Annotated in this window: 14 protein-coding genes; 3 read left to right on the forward strand and 11 right to left on the reverse strand. The window is 67.2% G+C overall.

Annotation, left to right across the window (positions count from 1 at the left end):
* Positions 1-34: 34 nt before the first annotated feature.
* From G6N18_RS06155 to G6N18_RS06185, 7 genes are all read right to left on the reverse strand, one after another.
* Positions 35-616 (reverse strand): adenine phosphoribosyltransferase, encoded by a 582-nt coding sequence (locus G6N18_RS06155; protein ID WP_083001450.1) that lies wholly within the window; start codon positions 614-616, stop codon positions 35-37.
* Positions 583-2,250 (reverse strand): ABC transporter substrate-binding protein, encoded by a 1,668-nt coding sequence (locus tag G6N18_RS06160; protein WP_083001448.1) that lies wholly within the window; start codon positions 2,248-2,250, stop codon positions 583-585. Before G6N18_RS06160 ends, G6N18_RS06155 begins: the two co-directional genes overlap by 34 nt.
* A gap of 5 nt (positions 2,251-2,255) precedes the next feature.
* Positions 2,256-3,524 (reverse strand): protein translocase subunit SecF, encoded by a 1,269-nt coding sequence (gene secF, locus G6N18_RS06165; protein WP_067216469.1) that lies wholly within the window; start codon positions 3,522-3,524, stop codon positions 2,256-2,258.
* A 4-nt stretch (positions 3,525-3,528) separates the two neighbouring features.
* Positions 3,529-5,319, reverse strand: coding sequence for a protein translocase subunit SecD (secD, locus tag G6N18_RS06170; RefSeq protein WP_083001446.1), 1,791 nt, complete (start codon positions 5,317-5,319; stop codon positions 3,529-3,531).
* A gap of 78 nt (positions 5,320-5,397) precedes the next feature.
* Positions 5,398-5,733 (reverse strand): preprotein translocase subunit YajC, encoded by a 336-nt coding sequence (gene yajC, locus G6N18_RS06175; RefSeq protein ID WP_067216476.1) that lies wholly within the window; start codon positions 5,731-5,733, stop codon positions 5,398-5,400.
* A 176-nt stretch (positions 5,734-5,909) separates the two neighbouring features.
* Positions 5,910-6,218, reverse strand: a complete 309-nt coding sequence (locus G6N18_RS06180; RefSeq protein ID WP_067216480.1) for a cytochrome P450 family protein — start codon at positions 6,216-6,218, stop codon at positions 5,910-5,912.
* A 249-nt stretch (positions 6,219-6,467) separates the two neighbouring features.
* Positions 6,468-7,211 (reverse strand): hypothetical protein, encoded by a 744-nt coding sequence (locus tag G6N18_RS06185; RefSeq protein WP_109749434.1) that lies wholly within the window; start codon positions 7,209-7,211, stop codon positions 6,468-6,470.
* A gap of 73 nt (positions 7,212-7,284) precedes the next feature.
* On the opposite strand from G6N18_RS06185, the gene G6N18_RS06190 reads away from it, so the two are divergent.
* The gene (locus tag G6N18_RS06190) at positions 7,285-7,911 is read left to right on the forward strand and encodes a maleylpyruvate isomerase N-terminal domain-containing protein (RefSeq protein ID WP_083001442.1); all 627 of its coding nucleotides are present in this window, start codon (positions 7,285-7,287) and stop codon (positions 7,909-7,911) included.
* A gap of 132 nt (positions 7,912-8,043) precedes the next feature.
* Positions 8,044-11,562: a carboxylic acid reductase gene (gene car / locus G6N18_RS06195; protein WP_083001440.1), complete on the forward strand. Its 3,519-nt coding sequence runs from the start codon at positions 8,044-8,046 to the stop codon at positions 11,560-11,562.
* Positions 11,563-11,580: 18 nt separating this feature from the next.
* On the opposite strand, the gene ruvB is transcribed toward car, so the two are convergent.
* The 3 genes from ruvB to ruvC are packed head-to-tail and all read right to left on the reverse strand — an operon-like array spanning position 11,581 to position 13,783.
* Entirely contained in the window at positions 11,581-12,636 is a 1,056-nt protein-coding gene (gene ruvB, locus G6N18_RS06200; protein WP_067216491.1) for a Holliday junction branch migration DNA helicase RuvB, read from the reverse strand.
* On the reverse strand, positions 12,633-13,220 hold the full coding sequence (ruvA, locus tag G6N18_RS06205) for a Holliday junction branch migration protein RuvA (protein ID WP_083001438.1): 588 nt from the start codon (positions 13,218-13,220) through the stop codon (positions 12,633-12,635). The genes ruvB and ruvA overlap by 4 nt, the downstream gene beginning before the upstream one ends.
* Positions 13,217-13,783: a crossover junction endodeoxyribonuclease RuvC gene (ruvC, locus tag G6N18_RS06210; RefSeq protein WP_059099895.1), complete on the reverse strand. Its 567-nt coding sequence runs from the start codon at positions 13,781-13,783 to the stop codon at positions 13,217-13,219. Before ruvC ends, ruvA begins: the two co-directional genes overlap by 4 nt.
* 163 nt (positions 13,784-13,946) lie before the next feature.
* Between ruvC and G6N18_RS06215 the strand changes: the two genes are divergently transcribed.
* Positions 13,947-15,176 (forward strand): mechanosensitive ion channel family protein, encoded by a 1,230-nt coding sequence (locus G6N18_RS06215; RefSeq protein WP_083001436.1) that lies wholly within the window; start codon positions 13,947-13,949, stop codon positions 15,174-15,176.
* 19 nt (positions 15,177-15,195) lie between these two features.
* Here the strand turns inward: G6N18_RS06215 and G6N18_RS06220 are convergent, their stop codons facing one another.
* On the reverse strand, positions 15,196-15,954 hold the full coding sequence (locus tag G6N18_RS06220; protein ID WP_067216504.1) for a YebC/PmpR family DNA-binding transcriptional regulator: 759 nt from the start codon (positions 15,952-15,954) through the stop codon (positions 15,196-15,198).
* Positions 15,955-16,007: the final 53 nt, after the last annotated feature.

Below are 16,007 nucleotides of genomic sequence, written 5' to 3' on the forward strand. Positions count from 1 at the left end.
CTCCAGCGTTGCGGCCCGACTTCGAGGATATCCCTCAGACTCGGTGCAACGACGTGACCGGCAGCGGCTCGAGCAGCCGGCGACCGTTGAGGGCGGTCAGTTCGAGTAGTACCGCTGCACCGGTCACCGTCGCGCCGGCGTGCTGCAGCAATTTGACCGCTGCGGCCGCTGTTCCGCCGGTGGCCAGCACATCGTCGATGATCAGCACGTTGCGGCCGCCGATGTCGATACCGTCGGCGGGGATCTCCAGCGTCGCGGTGCCGTATTCGAGCGAATAGGTCTCGCTGTGCACCGGCGGCGGCAGCTTGCCGCCCTTGCGGATCGCCAACACGCCCGTCCCCAGCCGCAGCGCGACCGCCGCACCGAGCAAGAAGCCGCGCGCGTCGATGCCCGCCACCAGGTCGGCGCCGCCGGCAGCTTCGGCGAGCGCATCGGTGACCGCGGCCAGCCCGTGGCCGTCGGCCAACAGCGGAGTGAGGTCCTTGAACGCGACGCCCGGTTCGGGGAAGTCGGCCACCTCTCGCATCCGCGCCGCGATCAGCGTCGAGATGTCTCCCGCCGACGACCGAGCGGGTCCATCGCTCACTGCTCGAGCACCCAACGGTCCATGTTCCATCCCGCACCCCACCGGGTCGGGTTGCTACTGACCCCGAACATCTTCTTCGACGTCAGAACGGTGCGCTGCTGTCGGTACAGCGGCAGTGTCGGCATATCGGCCCACAGCACCGGACCGCCCTCGCCGAGCAGCCGGGCCAGCTCCTTGGGGTCGTTGGTGATGGCCATCGTCGCGATGATGCGGTCGATCTGCGGGTTGGAGTACCGCGGCAGGTTGTTGCCGTTGCCGGTGTGGAACTGGTACGCATCCACCGCCGACGACCCGCTCGACCCGCTGCCAGCCGCACCGCCGGTGCTGGCGAGGAGCACATCGATCTCGTTGTTGCGCAACGACAATGGACCCACGGTGTTGCTCGCGACATCCTCCACGGTGATACCAGCCGGCGCGCATGCCTTGGCAATCGCCCCGACAGTGGCGGCCAGCCGCGCGTTGGGGCTGTGGTAGCCGATGCGCACCGTCAGCGGCCGCGCGTTGAGCGCAGCCCGTGCCGCCTCAGGGTTGGCGGCAACGAACTGCCCCGGTGCCGGCCCGCCTTCAGCCGCGCTGTACGCGTCCTCCGCGGCGGGGTTGAGACGCGAGTTGGCGATGGGCACCTCGGCGTTGCGGGCGATCTCGTCGCGCGGCGTGCACAGGGCCAGCGCCCGGCGCGCCGGCGGAGCGGCCATCAGCCCCCGCGGTGCGAAGATGAGCTGTTCGATGCCGGCCGACGGGGAGTCGGTGCGCACGTAGTCGTCGGGCATGTTCAGCGTGCCCGACGAACCGGTGGCGATGTCGACGACGTCGTAAGCGCCCTGGTTGACCTTTTCCTGGATGTCGGCCCCGCGCGGCCACACCGTCACCGTTTCGGTCACGGGTTCGGCGCCCCACCACTTGTCGTTGGCGACCAACACGACCGCGCCGTCCTCGGTCACCGCGTCCAGCTTGTAGGGCCCCGACGACGGGAACTTCTTCAGGTCGAGGTCGGGTTTGAGGGTCCACCCGGTGTTCCAGACCTGGGCGATGCGCTCCACCGCCGGACCGTCGTTCTGCAGGATGGCCTTCGTGACGCCACCGTCGCCGAGCCCGAGCTGATCGGCGATGACGTGCGACGGCATCATCGACGTCGCGGAGAACAGCTGGCCGAAGTCGACGAACCCGCGATCCGGCGCGAACGACACCCGCGCCTTCTTCTGTCCCGGCGTGCAATCCACTGACGCGATGTCGCTGTAACCGGCGCGGCTGGCGGCGTCGAAGGTTGCGAACCGGCCGGACTGCGACGCCCACGCCAGCACCAGATCGTCGCAGGTGATCGGCTTGCCGTCGGAGTACACCGCGTTGGCGTTGATCTCGTAGTCGAGCACCAGGGGTTGCCTGCCGACCACGGAAATGGTTCCGAAGTCGTGATCGCCGACGATCTGGCCGTCAGGTCCGTGGTAGTTGAATCCGGTCAGCACCCGCGCGAACGCCTGGGGGCCGCCGGAGGCGGCACCGGCGACGGTGTTGGTGTTGTAGGTGATCAGCGAGCCGTCGACGGCATAGTCGACGCTGTCGGCGGGGCTGGATGTACATGCCGACGCCAGCGCCGCGGCCAGCATCAGAACTGACGCCAGCACGCCGCAGCGCCGCGCCGGGCCCAGCCTTTTGCCGACGGTCATCTCTCCTACCGCCGCCGGGCGTCGCGCTTACCCGACGGTCGCCCGGTCCGGCTGCCGGTCGGGCGCACCGGTCGCGCACCCGGCGCCGGTTTGTCCGGCGGCGGCGTCGTGTCGGCCCGTGGGCCGGTGGTGGCGGCGACGGTCTCCGGTTCCTCGGCGGTGCCGGTTGCTTCCTCTGCTTGCGAGGCTCGCGCCGTCGCGCCCTTGCGGCGGTTCATCACCCGGCGGGTGTGGTTGCGCACCAGTTCGGTCCGCTCCCGCAACGTCACCAGCAGCGGGGTGGCGAAGTAGATCGACGAGTAGGTCCCGACGATGACGCCGACCAACTGCACCAGTGCCAGGTCCATCAGCGTGCCCACGCCCAACAGCCACACCGCCACGACCATCAGCGCCACGATCGGCAACACCGAGATGAGGCTGGTGTTGATCGAGCGCATGAAGGTCTGGTTGACGGCGAGGTTTGCGTGTTCGGCGAACGTGCGCCGCGTCGTGTGTTCGAAGCCCTGAGTGTTCTCCTCGACCTTGTCGAACACGATGACGGTGTCGTACAGCGAAAAGCCGAGGATGGTGAGCAGGCCGATCACGGTCGCCGGGGTCACCTCGAAGCCGACGAGTGAGTACACCCCTGCCGTCACCACGAGGTCGAACACCAGGGTGGCCAGTGCCGCCACCGCCATGTAGCGCTCATAGCGCACGGTGATGTAGATGGCCGCCAGGACCAGGAACACCACCAAGGCGATCAAAGCCTTCTGGGTGATCTGGCCGCCCCAGGTTTCCGACACCGCCGAATCGCTGATCGCCTGCTTGCTCGGCTGGCCGTCGGCACCCTTGGGCTTGAAAGCCTCGAACAGCGCGGTGCGCAGTTCCTCGGTCTCGGGGTTGGTCAGGTGCTCGGACCGGATCTGCACGGTGGCCGATCCGCCGCTGCCGACGACCACCACCGACTCCGGGCTCTTGCCGAGTGTCTTGCTGAACACGTCCTCGACCTGTTGGGTCGTCACGGTGCCCGTCGCTGTCGCCGTCGGCATCGACACCTTGGTGCCGCCTTCGAAGTCGATGCCGAAGGTGAAGCCGCGCAACAGCATGCTGGCCAGGCAGATCGCGACGATGACACCGCTGACCGTGTACCACAGCTTGCGTTTGCCGATGACCTCGAACGCACCGGTGCCGGTGTAGAGCCGGACGAAGAACCCGTGCCGCGGCGTTGCGGCCGCGAGGTCGGGCGCCTCCACCGCGCTGCTCTGCTGTTCGTCCGCTGACTGCTTGGCCGCCATGTGTTTAATCCCGTCCCGTCGCATGCGCGGCTGCCCGCCGCTCCCTGGCGATCTGCTGCACCGCACCGAGTCCGTTCAGTGAAGGCTTGGCCAGGGTCGGCGACTTCGACGCCATGTACACCAGCGGCCACGTCACCAGGAAGACCACCACCACGTCGAGAACGGTGGTCAGGCCCAAGGTGAACGCGAAGCCCTTGACCTGGCCCACGGCGAGGATGTACAGCACCACCGCGGCAAGCAGTGTCACCGCGTTGCCGGAGACGATCGTCTTACGCGCGCGTGCCCAGCCGCGCGGTACGGCCGACCGGAACGAACGCCCTTCGCGGATCTCGTCTTTGATGCGTTCGAAGAACACCACGAAGGAGTCCGCCGTCATGCCGATACCGATGATCAGACCGGCGATGCCGGCCAGGTCGAGCGTGTAACCGATCCATCGGCCGAGCAACACCAGAATCGCGTAAACCATTGCGCCGGAAGCGATCAGCGACAGTGCAGTCAGTACGCCCAGCATCCGGTAGTAGAGCAGGGAGTAGAGCAGCACCAACGCCAGCCCGACGGCACCGGCGATCAGGCCGGCCCGCAACGACGACAGACCCAGTGTGGCGGAGACGGTTTCAGCCTCCGACGCCTCGAACGACAACGGCAGCGAGCCGTACTTCAACACGTTGGCCAATTCGCGCGCGGTCTGCTGAGTGAACTGACCGGTGATCTGGGTGCGTCCGCCCGGGATCGCCTCCCGGATCTCGGGTGCGCTCATCACCTTCGAGTCGAGCACGAACGCGGTCTGGGTGCCGACGTTGGCGGCGGTGAAATCCGCCCAGATCTTGGCGCCCTCGCTCTTGAACTGCACGTCGACGACGTATTCGCCACGCTGCTGGTCGAGACCGGACGTGGCGTCCTCGATCTGCTCGCCGCTGAGGATGGACTTGTCCAGCAGATAGACCTGGCTGCCGTCGTCAGAGCAGGTGACGAGCGGAAGGTTCGGATCGTCGTTGCCAGCGAGGACGTCTTCCTCGTCGCACCGGGTGGCCTGGAACTGCATGGCCAGGATCTGGATCTGCTGATCGGTGCTCTGCCGCAACTGCTTCTCGTCGGCGATGCGCTGCTCCAGCGGAAGATCCTCCGGGGACTGCGGCTCAGCCTGCGTCGGCGCGGGCGCGGGAGGTGCCGGCGACGGCGCTGGAGTGGGCGGCGGCTCGGGTGCCGGTTGCGCCGGCGGTTCCTGCGGATAGGGCCGCGGCTGCGGGGCCGGCGGCACCGCCGGGGCCGCGGGCGGCGCCGACGGTGGCTCGCCTGGCTGCGTCGGGGCGCCGGGCTCAGCGGGTGCGCCCGGCGGTTGGCCGGGCATCATCGGGCCAGCCGGTGGTGCGCCCGGCGGGGCTTCTTCCGTCGGTGGCTGCTCGCCGGGCGGTTCCGCGGGGATGACGTGGATGACCGGCCGGATGTACAGCCGCGCGGTCTGGCCCAGGTTGCGGGCATCGCTGCTCTCGCTGCCCGGCACCGTGATGACGAGGTTGTTGCCGTCGATGATCACTTCGGAACCCGAGACCCCGAGCCCGTTGACACGGTCGTTGATGATCTGCTGCGCCTGGTTCAGCGCGTCACGGGTCGGCGGCGACCCGTCGGGCGTGCGTGCGGTCAGGGTGACGCGGGTACCGCCCTGCAGGTCGATGCCGAGTTTCGGCTCGGCCTCCTTGTCCCCGGTCAGAAAGACCAGGCAGTAGGCGCCGACCAGCAACACAAGAAACAGCGACAGGTAGCGGGCAGGGTGCACCGGCGTCGAAGACGATGCCACGTTTCCTCAGGTCTCCTCGAGATCGGTTCGTCAGCACCGCAAGGGTACGGGCTCTAGCTGTGTCTTCGGGCTTCGGACTCAGCCGTCGGTCTTGGTGTTCGGGCTTTCGGTGAGCTCGGTGGCCGTCGACTCGGGCTCGACATCCTCGAATTCGTCGTCCTCGGTGATGCGGTCGCGCACGGCGAGCTTCATCCAGGTGGTGACGACGCCGGGCGCGATCTCCAACTCGACTTCGTCCTCGGTGATGCCGGTGATGGTTCCGACGAGGCCCGACGTGGTGTGCACGCGGTCCCCGGTTTGGAGCGAATCGTGCAGGTCGATGGTGGCCTGCATCGCCTTTTTCTGGCGACGCGACGCGAAGAACATGAACGCGCCCAGCGCGATGAGCAAGGGCAGGAAAATGACCAGATCCATGGCAACAAAGTCTTTCGTTAGGTCTTGTGATCACGGCGCAGCGACAGTAGGGCCGCGCGCCCATAACTGACCAGTGTGCCATTGCGAGCGTCCGCGGCGATGGGCCCGCCCTCCCGAGCCCTCGCGGTTTGTGGAGTCTTAGCGGCGCTCACCGCCGGTGCGGCTCCACAAATCACTCAGAAGGTGACCGCGCCCACCAACGTGGCGACGAAACGATGGATGTCGTCGGCGGTGAGTTCGACGCCGTCGACCTCGAGGTCGATCAGGTGTGAAAGAAGGTCGTCGGTCGGCTTCCAGCAGCGCTCGGCGATCATCACATCGACGTACTGGTACAGCGCTTCTTCGTCGTGCGGCGTCATCGGACCGGCGGCCCATCGGGCGAACATCGGCCAGTCCTCTTCAGGGAAGCCGAGTGCGTCACACACCGCGGTTGCTGAATGCTGGCGTGCGGCAATGGAATCCGTGATGCCATGCCTCTCGGACATACCAGCCTCTCCTGCGAAATAAGTGAAAGTCGCCTGTCGGATGTCACCGAGGCGAGTGTTATATAGGCAGGCTAGCTTCTGTGGCGGCCCCGTTCAGTCACGCAGATCACAACGGCCTGGTGAGACTCGTCGCACGGGCGCGGATGTGGGATCTACATCACCCGAGTCCGGTCACGACGAGACGCAAAGTGCCCCGACACCCAGCGTGTCGGGGCACTTTGCGTCTGTTACAGAACCGCTCGCGCGGGATTACCGGTGCGCGAAGCGGCTTCCGCGACTCCCGCCACCGCTGCGGAACCTGTCCAGCAGGCTGCGGCGGCGCGGCGGCGGCGTGGTGTCGGCCGCGGGTTCGATGACCTCGGTTCGCTGCTCGGCCATCGCGGGCTGATCTGTCGATGTAGTGCGCTGCTCGGCCATCGCGTGCTCGCCCACAACAGGAGCCGGTTCGGCGACAGTGTGAGCCGGCTGCTCGGCAACCGCGCCCGCAGCCACTGGACGGTCCGCCCACTCGACGTCGCGGACGCTACGCACCGAGATCCGCCCCAGCGCGGCCGCGCCGAGGAACACGATCAGCGCGCCCAGCCCGTAGAAGTACGTCAACTCGAGAGCGACCTCCTTGCCCTCGGTCGCGGCGACGGGCACACCCGCATCGCCGATTCCCAAGGGTCCGGCCAGGGCACGGCCGATGATGAACCACGCGCCGCCCGCGACGGCCAGCCAACCGCCCAGCATCGCGGTCGCGCGGTTACGCGACATGAGCAGAAGCAAGCCGCCCAGCACGGTCACCACGCCCGGCAGCACCTCCAGCCAGCCACGCCCGGTCGTCCACGTCCATGCCTGATCCGGGCTGAACGCGAAATTGAACAACGGGCCGACGAATGGAGCCAGCGCGCCCCACGCGCCTAACAGAATCAACAGGAAACCGCTCATGGCACCGCGGCTGCGCGGCATCCGCATCCGCCCACCCCGCGGCCGTACACGCGTATCGGTCATCATGCCTCCTAGGTCGCTGGCTGATTACCCACGCTGACGGCCGCGTAACCGGTGTTTGGCTACCTTTGGCCGTATGCGACTCGACGGTGACGCAGCCCGCCGCGTCGTGGCCGACGCCTGGGAGCGCTGGGCACGACGATGCACGCAACTCACGGCGGAGGAATGGGCGGCCCCGACGCGCTGCGACGGATGGAATGTCGCGGCACTGCTCGCCCACGTCACTCCCGAACCGGCGATGTTCGACCGGTTCGCCGACGCGGTCATCGACGCGCCCGCCGAGATCACGGATGCGGCAGTGCTGCTACGCCGCTTCAACGAACCCGACGGGGCTGCCAACACGCAAGCCGACAGCCTCGCCGAGGCGGCGGTGTCGCAGGCAGCGGCGCTGACCCCGCAGACCGCGGCCGACCGGTTCACCGAATGCGCCCTGATCTTGCGCGCCACCCCGATGTCGGCCGACACCACGATCGCTTATCCGTTCGTCGGCAGCACCACGTTGGCGGTCGTCGCCGAGACCGCCTTGATGGAGGCGACGGTGCACCTGCTCGATCTCGCGGACGCGGTCGGCGACGTCGAACCATCCACCGAAGCGTTGACGGCGACGCGCGACCTGCTGATCGCCGTCCCGGACCCCACCGCCGCGATCGACGTGCTCGCGGGACGCTCAGCGCCGGAAGCAGCCGTCCCGGCGAACCGCTGACCAGGCGTTACGCCGGCACGGGAGACCGGTCGCATTGCCCACGGACATCAGGAATACAATTAGTTTTACTAACGATGTAATTGATGGACGCAATGGCGCGCCCCATATCCGCGCTCTTCGAAGGATTCCGTGATGACTTCCGATACCCGTGAAACAAGGCTGGCCCGCCGCATCTCCGACTTGTTCGCCACCGATCCACAGTTCGCCGCCGCACGCCCGAACGACCACATCGCCCACGCGATCGAAGCGTCCGAACTGGCGCTTCCCCAGGTCCTGCGCACGATTTTGGACGCCTACGCCGACCGGCCCGCACTCGGACAGCGCGCGGTCGAGTTCATCACCGATGCCGATACCGGCCGCAGGTCTGCGCGACTCCTTCCGCGGTTCGACACGATCACTTATCGAGAACTCTCCGACCGCGTCGACGCCGTCGCCGCTGCGCTGACGCAGAACGGCGTCCAGCCCGGTGAGCGCGTCGCCATCCTCGGCTTCACCAGCATCGACTACACCACCGTCGACATGGCACTGCTGCATCTGGGCGCGGTCTCGGTGCCCTTGCAGACCAGTGCGCCGGTCGGACAGCTGCGGCCCGTCGTCGCCGAAACCGAGCCAGTCGCGATCGCCTCGAGCGTCGACCTCCTCGACGACGCGGTCGAGGTGATGCTCACCGGCCACCTGCCGCAGCGACTGATGGTGTTCGACTATCACGAAGAGCTCGATGACCACCGCGCCGCGCTGGCGGCTGCGCGATCGCGGTTGGCCGAAACCACCGTCGCGGTCGAGACGTTGGGCGACACGCTCGCTCGCGGCCGGGACCTGCCGACTCCGACGCCGTTCGACTTCGGCGACGACGATCTGGCGCTGCTGATCTACACCTCCGGCAGCACGGGAACGCCGAAGGGCGCGATGTACCCGGCCAAGATGGTGGCGGGCTCCTGGCGTCGGTCGAGCATGGCCATGTGGGGCACCGGAGAAGCGCTCCCCTCGATCACGTTGAACTTCATGCCGATGAGCCACATGATGGGCCGCGGCATCCTCTACGCGACGCTGGGCGCCGGCGGCATCGGCTATTTCGTTGCCAGCAGCGATCTTTCGACGTTGTTGGAGGACCTCGCATTGGTGCGGCCCACGCAATTGAACTTCGTTCCGCGGATCTGGGACATGATTTTCCAGCAGTTCCAAAGCGAGGTCGACCGCCGAACCACCGACGGCATCGACCGCACCGCCGCCGAGACCGAAGTCCTGGCCGACCTACGGGAGAACCTGCTCGGGGGCCGGTTCGTTTCCGCGATGACGGGCTCTGCGCCGATCTCGGCCGAGATGACGACGTTCGTCGAATCCCTCCTCGACTTGCACCTGACCGACGGCTACGGATCGACCGAAGCCGGCGCGATTTTCGTCGACGGGCAGGTGGCGCGGCCGCCGGTCATCGACTACAAGCTCGCCGACGTCCCCGATCTCGGTTACCACCGCACCGACCGGCCGTATCCGCGAGGCGAACTGCTGATCAAGTCCGAGACCATGTTCCCGGGCTACTACAAGCGCCCGGAGACCACTGCGGAGGTGTTCGACGCCGACGGGTACTACCGGACCGGTGACGTCGTCGCCGAATTGGGCCGGGATCGCCTGGTCTACCTCGACCGGCGCAACAACGTGCTCAAACTGTCCCAAGGCGAGTTCGTCACGGTGTCCAAGCTCGAAGCGGCATTCGACACCAGCCCGCTGGTTCGCCAGATCTTCGTCTACGGCAACAGCGCTCGCTCGTACCTGCTCGCGGTGATCGTGCCGACCGATGACGCCATCGCCCGCCACGACGACGACTCGCTGAAGACCGCGATCACCGAATCGCTGCAGGACGTGGCCAGAACCGCGGGACTGCAGTCCTATGAGATCCCGCGCGACTTCATCGTGGAGACAACGCCGTTCACGCTCGAGAACGGTCTGCTCACCGGTATTCGCAAGCTCGCGCGCCCGAAACTCAAGGAGCGTTACGGCGATCAGCTCGAACAGCTCTACAGCCAACTGGCCGACAGCCAGGCCAGTGAATTGCGCGCACTGCGCCGTCACGGCGCCGACCGGCCCGTCATCGAAACCATCAGCCGCGCCGCAGGAGCGCTTCTCGGCGCCGCGGCAGCCGACGTGCAGCCCGATGCGCATTTCACCGACCTCGGCGGTGATTCGCTGTCGGCGTTGACGTTCGGCAATCTGCTGACCGAGATCTACGACATCGACGTGCCGGTCGGCGTCATCGTCAGCCCTGCGAACGACCTGACGGCGCTGGCGAATTACGTCGAGGCGGCGCGGCGAGGCTCCGTGCGGCCGACGTTCGCCTCGGTGCACGGGCGCGACGCCGTCGAAGCCCACGCCGGCGATCTTGTGTTGGAGAAGTTCATCGACGCCGAGACGCTCGCTGCGGCACCGTCGTTACCGGGTCCGGCCTCGGAGATCCGCACCGTGCTGTTGACCGGCGCGACGGGTTTCCTCGGCCGCTATCTCGCCCTCGAATGGCTCGAGCGGATGGCGATGGTCGACGGCAAGGTGATCTGCCTGGTTCGGGCCAAGGACGACGCGTCGGCGCGCGCACGATTGGACGACACGTTCGACTCAGGTGATCCCGAATTGCTCCGCCACTACCGAGAACTGGCTGCCGACCACCTCGAGGTCATCGCCGGCGACAAGGGCGAGGCCGACCTCGGGCTGGATCGGCACACCTGGCAGCGGCTGGCCGATACCGTCGACCTGATCGTCGACCCGGCCGCGTTGGTCAACCACGTACTGCCCTACAGCCAACTGTTCGGCCCCAACGTCGTCGGCACCGCCGAGCTCATCCGCATGGCGCTCACCACGAAGATCAAGCCGTTCGTCTACGTCTCGACGATCGGGGTGGGAGCGGGCATCACGCCGGGCCAGTTCACCGAGGACGACGACATCCGGGTGATCAGCGCGACGCGCAAGGTCGACGACAGTTACGCCAACGGCTACTCCAACAGCAAGTGGGCGGGCGAGGTACTGCTGCGCGAGGCACACGATCTGAGCGGGTTGCCGGTGTCGGTGTTCCGCTGCGACATGATCCTCGCCGACACCACCTATGCGGGACAGCTCAACCTGCCCGACATGTTCACCCGGTTGATTCTCAGCCTGGTTGCGACCGGCATCGCGCCGTTCTCGTTCTACGAGGTCGACGGCGACGGCGCCCGGCAGCGCGCGCACTACGACGGGCTGCCGGTCGAGTTCATCGCCGAGGCCATCTCGACGCTGGGCGCGCAGGTAGGCCACGAACCCGGTGCCGCGTTCGAGACGTATCACGTGATGAATCCCTACGACGACGGCCTCGGGCTCGACGAGTTCGTCGACTGGCTCATCGACGCGGGATATCGGATCGAACGCGTCGGAGACTACGCCACCTGGCTGCGCCGGTTCGACACGGCGGTCCGAGCGTTACCCGAACGGCAACGTCAGGCGTCGCTTCTCCCGCTGCTGCACAACTATCAGCGTCCAGAGGTTGCGATTCGCGGATCGATCGCGCCGACCGAGCGCTTCCGGACGGCGGTACAGGACGCGAAGATCGGCCCGGACAAGGACATTCCGCACGTGACCCGGGAGGTCATCGTCAAGTACGTCACGGATCTTCAGCTGCTGGGGCTGGTGTAGACCGCTCGCCGTACTCCCTCAGTCGAACAGGCCGACCTGCCCGACACCGCTCGGCGGCGTCAGGCCGAGATGCGTCCACGCCTGCGCGGTGGCGACGCGGCCGCGGGGGGTGCGCGCGAGCATCCCGGCCCGCACCAGGAACGGCTCGCACACCTCCTCGACGGTGGTCGCCTCTTCCCCGACCGCGACCGCCAGGGTCGAGACGCCGACGGGCCCTCCCCCGAAACTGCGTATCAGCGCGGACAATACGGCTCGGTCGAGGCGGTCCAGCCCGAGTTCGTCGACGTCGTAGACCGCCAGCGCCGCCTTGGCGATATCGCGGGTGATCACACCGTCCGCGCGCACCTCTGCGTAGTCGCGGACACGGCGCAGCAGTCGGTTGGCGATGCGCGGGGTGCCGCGCGAGCGACGCGCGATCTCGGCTCCCGCGTCAGCCCCCAACTCGATGCCGAGGATCCCCGCCGAGCGCGTCAGCACCCGCTCGAGTTCGGCGGGTTCGTAGAAGTCCATGTGAGCGGTGAAACCGAACCGGTCCCGCAGCGGACCCGTCAGTGCACCGGACCGGGTGGTCGCCCCGACCAGAGTGAACGGCGCGACCTCGAGCGGAATCGACGTGGCCCCAGGCCCTTTCCCGACCACGACGTCGACACGGAAGTCCTCCATCGCGAGGTAGAGCATCTCCTCGGCGGGCCTGGCGATGCGGTGGATCTCGTCGATGAACAGCACATCGTGCTCGACGAGGTTCGACAGCATCGCCGCCAGGTCCCCCGCACGCTCCAACGCCGGACCGGAGGTGACCCGCAGCGACGACCCGAGTTCTGCGGCGATGATCATCGCCAGCGACGTCTTGCCGAGGCCCGGCGGGCCCGACAACAGAATGTGATCCGGTGTGCCGCCGCGGTTCTTGGCGCCCTCGATGACCAACTGCAGCTGCTCGCGGACGCGGGGCTGGCCGATGAACTCCCCCAACGACCGCGGCCGCAGGCTGGCGTCGATGTCGCCCTCACCGACGGTCAGTGCCGAGGTGACCTCACGGTCCTCGGGTTCGGCGTCGTCGTCGGTGAACCGGCTCATTTGTTCCCCAGCATGGACAACGCCGCCCGCAATGCAGTCGACTGAGAGGCTTCGGGATCGTTGGCCAACACCTTGTCGGTGGCCTCTTCGGCCTGCTTGGCCGCAAATCCAAGTCCGACAAGCGCTTCCACCACCGGAGTGCGTACCGAATGCCCGTTCACCGTCGAGGCGCCCGACGGTGAGCTGATGCCCACCTTGTCCCGCAGGCTCAACGCCATGAATTCGGCCGTCTTCTTGCCCACCTTGGGAATTCGGGTCAGCGCGGTGATGTCGCCGTCACCGATCGCCTGGCGGAGCGTGGGACCGTCGTACATCGCCAACGCCCCGAGTGCGATGCTCGGCCCGATGCCCGAGACCCCGAGCAGCGTGAGGAACAGGTCGCGAGCGTCGGCATCGACGAAGCCGTACAGCGTCTGGGAGTCCTCGCGCACGATCATCGCGGTGATCAGACGGGCCTCGGTGCCGCGCCTCAGCGTGGCCAGTGTCGACGGGGTCGCCATCACCTTGTAGCCCACGCCTGCCGCTTCGATCACGACGTGGTCGAGTGCGATGTCGAGGACCTCGCCGCGGATGGATGCGATCATCGTGCCGCCTTCGCTTTCGCCTTGAGCGTCGCCTTGTACTTGCGTTGTTGTTCGGCGGCAAGCGCCTCGGCCGCCGCCATCCGGGCGATCATCGGAGCCCGCCAGCAATGGCAGATCGCCAGCGCCAACGCGTCGGCGGCGTCTGCCGGTGTCGGTTTGGTCTGCAGCGCAAGGATTCTGGTCACCATAGCGGTGACCTGAGCCTTGTCGGCGTTGCCGTTGCCGGTGACCGCCGCCTTGACCTCGCTCGGCGTGTGGAAATGCACGTCGATGTCGCGCCTGGCAGCGGCGAGTGCGATGACGCCGCCCGCCTGCGCGGTGCCCATCACGGTCGAGACGTTCTGCTGGGAGAACACCCGCTCGATCGCGATCACATCGGGTTTGTGCGTATCCATCCAGTACTCGACGGTGTCGCTGATCACCAGCAACCGCCGGTGCAGCGGGTCGCCTGACGGGGTACGAACCACGTCGACATCCAGCGCGATGACCTGCCGGCCCTTGCCGCCCTCGATGACGGACAGCCCGCAGCGCGTCAACCCGGGGTCGACTCCCATCACCCGCACGCCATGCCCTTCTGTGAACACTTGTTCGAGAGCTTAGCTGCCCGGGAGGTGGACGCCCGGCAGGGACACGCCCTCGCCGATCGTGATGTGACGGCGCGCGGTCCCACCGCTACCGTCGCGGAGAGAGACCCTGACCCCGATTCGTGGAGTTGACCTCATCCCCATGCCGGACGAGACCGAACTGCAGACTGCAAGCAACATCGCCGTCACCGTGGCCTGGGCGGCCGGAGCAATCGCCGCCGTGTACGTGTTCGGGGTGGTGCTGACCTGGCTGATGGCCCGGATCAGTGGCCGCAGCGCGCTGGTCAAGGACATCGAGGTGCTCACCCGCAAGCCCGTGCGGATGCTCCTGATGGTGCTCGCGGCGACGATCGCGGTGCGGCGGACGTCGGACACCGGCGACTCGTGGCGCGGGTGGGTGGATCACTGGCTGCTGATCCTGATGATCGCCTCGATCACTTGGCTGCTCATCGGCCTGGTCCGCGTCGCAGAACAGCGCATGATCGCCCGCTACGGCGGAGGTGCCGAGGAGATCTCGGACGCCGATCGGGTGTGGCGTCGGGTGCGGACACAGGTCACGGTGTTGCGCAGGCTCGCGATCGCGATCCTCGTCATCCTCGGCGGCGCCGCGATCCTGATGACCTTCCCGTCGTTCTCCGACATCGGCACCACGGTGTTCGCCTCCGCGGGGGTGTTGTCGGTGGTCGCCGGCCTGGCTGCACAGACCTCGCTGGGCGCGGTCTTCGCAGGTATGCAGATCGCATTCTCCGGTGCCATCCGCGTCGGCGACATCGTGCAGCTCGAAAACGGCCAGTGGTGGGGCCGCATCGAGGAGATCACGCTGACCTACGTCGTCGTCCGAATCTGGGACGAACGCCGGCTCGTGCTGCCGTCCACCTACTTCACCACCGAGCCGTTCGAGAACTGGACCCGCAGCGCCACCGAGATCATGGGCGCCGTGGAGTTCGACGTGGATTTCAACGTCCCGTTCAACGACATGCGCGCCGAGTTGGACCGCCTACTCGCCGAAAGTGACCTCTGGGACGGCCGGCGCGGCGTGCTGCAGGTGACCAACGCGGTCGGCGGTGTGGTGCGGGTGCGGATCGTCGTCAGCGCGCACAACGCCGGCGCGTTGTTCGACCTTCAGTGCGCGGTGCGCGAAGGCCTGGTCGACTGGGTGCAGCGCACCGGCGGCGTGGTGCCCATCCAGCGCATCGAACCCGCGGCCCCCGCCCCCGAAGCGCGCACCGACCGCGAAGTCGCCGGCGAGACCAAGCGCGTGGCGGCGGGGATGTTCTCCGGCAGCCCCGAAGCCGAGGAACGTGCCAAGGCGTTCGATCACACCATCGAGTGCGAGGACGACGAGCTCGTGCGGTCCAACGGCAGCCACTGAGCGTGGACTGTTCGACCCGTCAGTCCTCGTTGTCGAGTTCGGCCGCGACCTCGTCGGGGATGTCGATGTTGGTGTAGACGTCCTGGACGTCGTCGAGATCCTCGAGCGCGTCGACCAGCTTCATGATCTTGCGCGCGCCGTCGACGTCCAGCGGCACGGTGACCGACGGCTCGAATCCGGCCTCGGCCGACTCGTAGTCGATGCCGGCGTCCTGCAGCGCCGTGCGGACTGCCACGAGATCGCTTGGATCGCAGAGGATTTCGAAGGAGTCGTCGAGATCGTTGACGTCTTCCGCCCCGGCTTCGAGCACTGCCATCAGCACGTCGTCCTCGGTGAGGCCGTTCTTCTCCAGCGTGATGACGCCCTTGCGGGAGAAGAGGTAGGACACCGAACCGGGGTCGGCCATGTTGCCGCCGTTGCGGGTCATCGCGACGCGGACATCTCCGGCTGCTCGATTGCGGTTGTCGGTGAGGCATTCGATCAGCACCGCGACGCCGTTGGGGCCGTACCCCTCGTAGGTGATGTTCTGGTATTCGGCGCCGCCGGCTTCCTCGCCGCTGCCGCGCTTGCGGGCCCTTTCGATGTTGTCGTTGGGCACCGACGACTTCTTGGCCTTCTGGATCGCGTCGTACAGCGTGGGATTGCCCGCCGGGTCACCGCCGCCCACCCGGGCCGCGACCTCGACGTTCTTGATCAATTTGGCGAACATCTTGCCGCGGCGGGCGTCGATGACGGCTTTCTTGTGCTTGGTGGTGGCCCACTTGGAATGGCCGCTCATGCAGGTAGTACCTCTCCGTGCGCTATTCGTGCGCCAAGTTCGTGCGCTGAGTC

This window comes from Mycolicibacterium celeriflavum (genome assembly GCF_010731795.1).
In the GTDB taxonomy this organism is placed as follows: domain Bacteria; phylum Actinomycetota; class Actinomycetes; order Mycobacteriales; family Mycobacteriaceae; genus Mycobacterium; species Mycobacterium celeriflavum.

Excerpts from the sequence above, each read along its gene's own strand:
- G6N18_RS06155 (WP_083001450.1), bottom strand. The coding sequence starts at position 616 with ATGGAACATGGACCGTTGGGTGCTCGAGCAGTGAGCGATGGACCCGCT.
- G6N18_RS06160 (WP_083001448.1), bottom strand. The coding sequence starts at position 2,250 with ATGACCGTCGGCAAAAGGCTGGGCCCGGCGCGGCGCTGCGGCGTGCTG.
- secF (WP_067216469.1), bottom strand. The coding sequence starts at position 3,524 with ATGGCGGCCAAGCAGTCAGCGGACGAACAGCAGAGCAGCGCGGTGGAG.
- yajC (WP_067216476.1), bottom strand. The coding sequence starts at position 5,733 with ATGGATCTGGTCATTTTCCTGCCCTTGCTCATCGCGCTGGGCGCGTTC.
- G6N18_RS06180 (WP_067216480.1), bottom strand. The coding sequence starts at position 6,218 with ATGTCCGAGAGGCATGGCATCACGGATTCCATTGCCGCACGCCAGCAT.
- G6N18_RS06185 (WP_109749434.1), bottom strand. The coding sequence starts at position 7,211 with ATGACCGATACGCGTGTACGGCCGCGGGGTGGGCGGATGCGGATGCCG.
- G6N18_RS06190 (WP_083001442.1), top strand. The coding sequence starts at position 7,285 with ATGCGACTCGACGGTGACGCAGCCCGCCGCGTCGTGGCCGACGCCTGG.
- car (WP_083001440.1), top strand. The coding sequence starts at position 8,044 with ATGACTTCCGATACCCGTGAAACAAGGCTGGCCCGCCGCATCTCCGAC.
- ruvB (WP_067216491.1), bottom strand. The coding sequence starts at position 12,636 with ATGAGCCGGTTCACCGACGACGACGCCGAACCCGAGGACCGTGAGGTC.
- ruvA (WP_083001438.1), bottom strand. The coding sequence starts at position 13,220 with ATGATCGCATCCATCCGCGGCGAGGTCCTCGACATCGCACTCGACCAC.
- G6N18_RS06215 (WP_083001436.1), top strand. The coding sequence starts at position 13,947 with ATGCCGGACGAGACCGAACTGCAGACTGCAAGCAACATCGCCGTCACC.
- G6N18_RS06220 (WP_067216504.1), bottom strand. The coding sequence starts at position 15,954 with ATGAGCGGCCATTCCAAGTGGGCCACCACCAAGCACAAGAAAGCCGTC.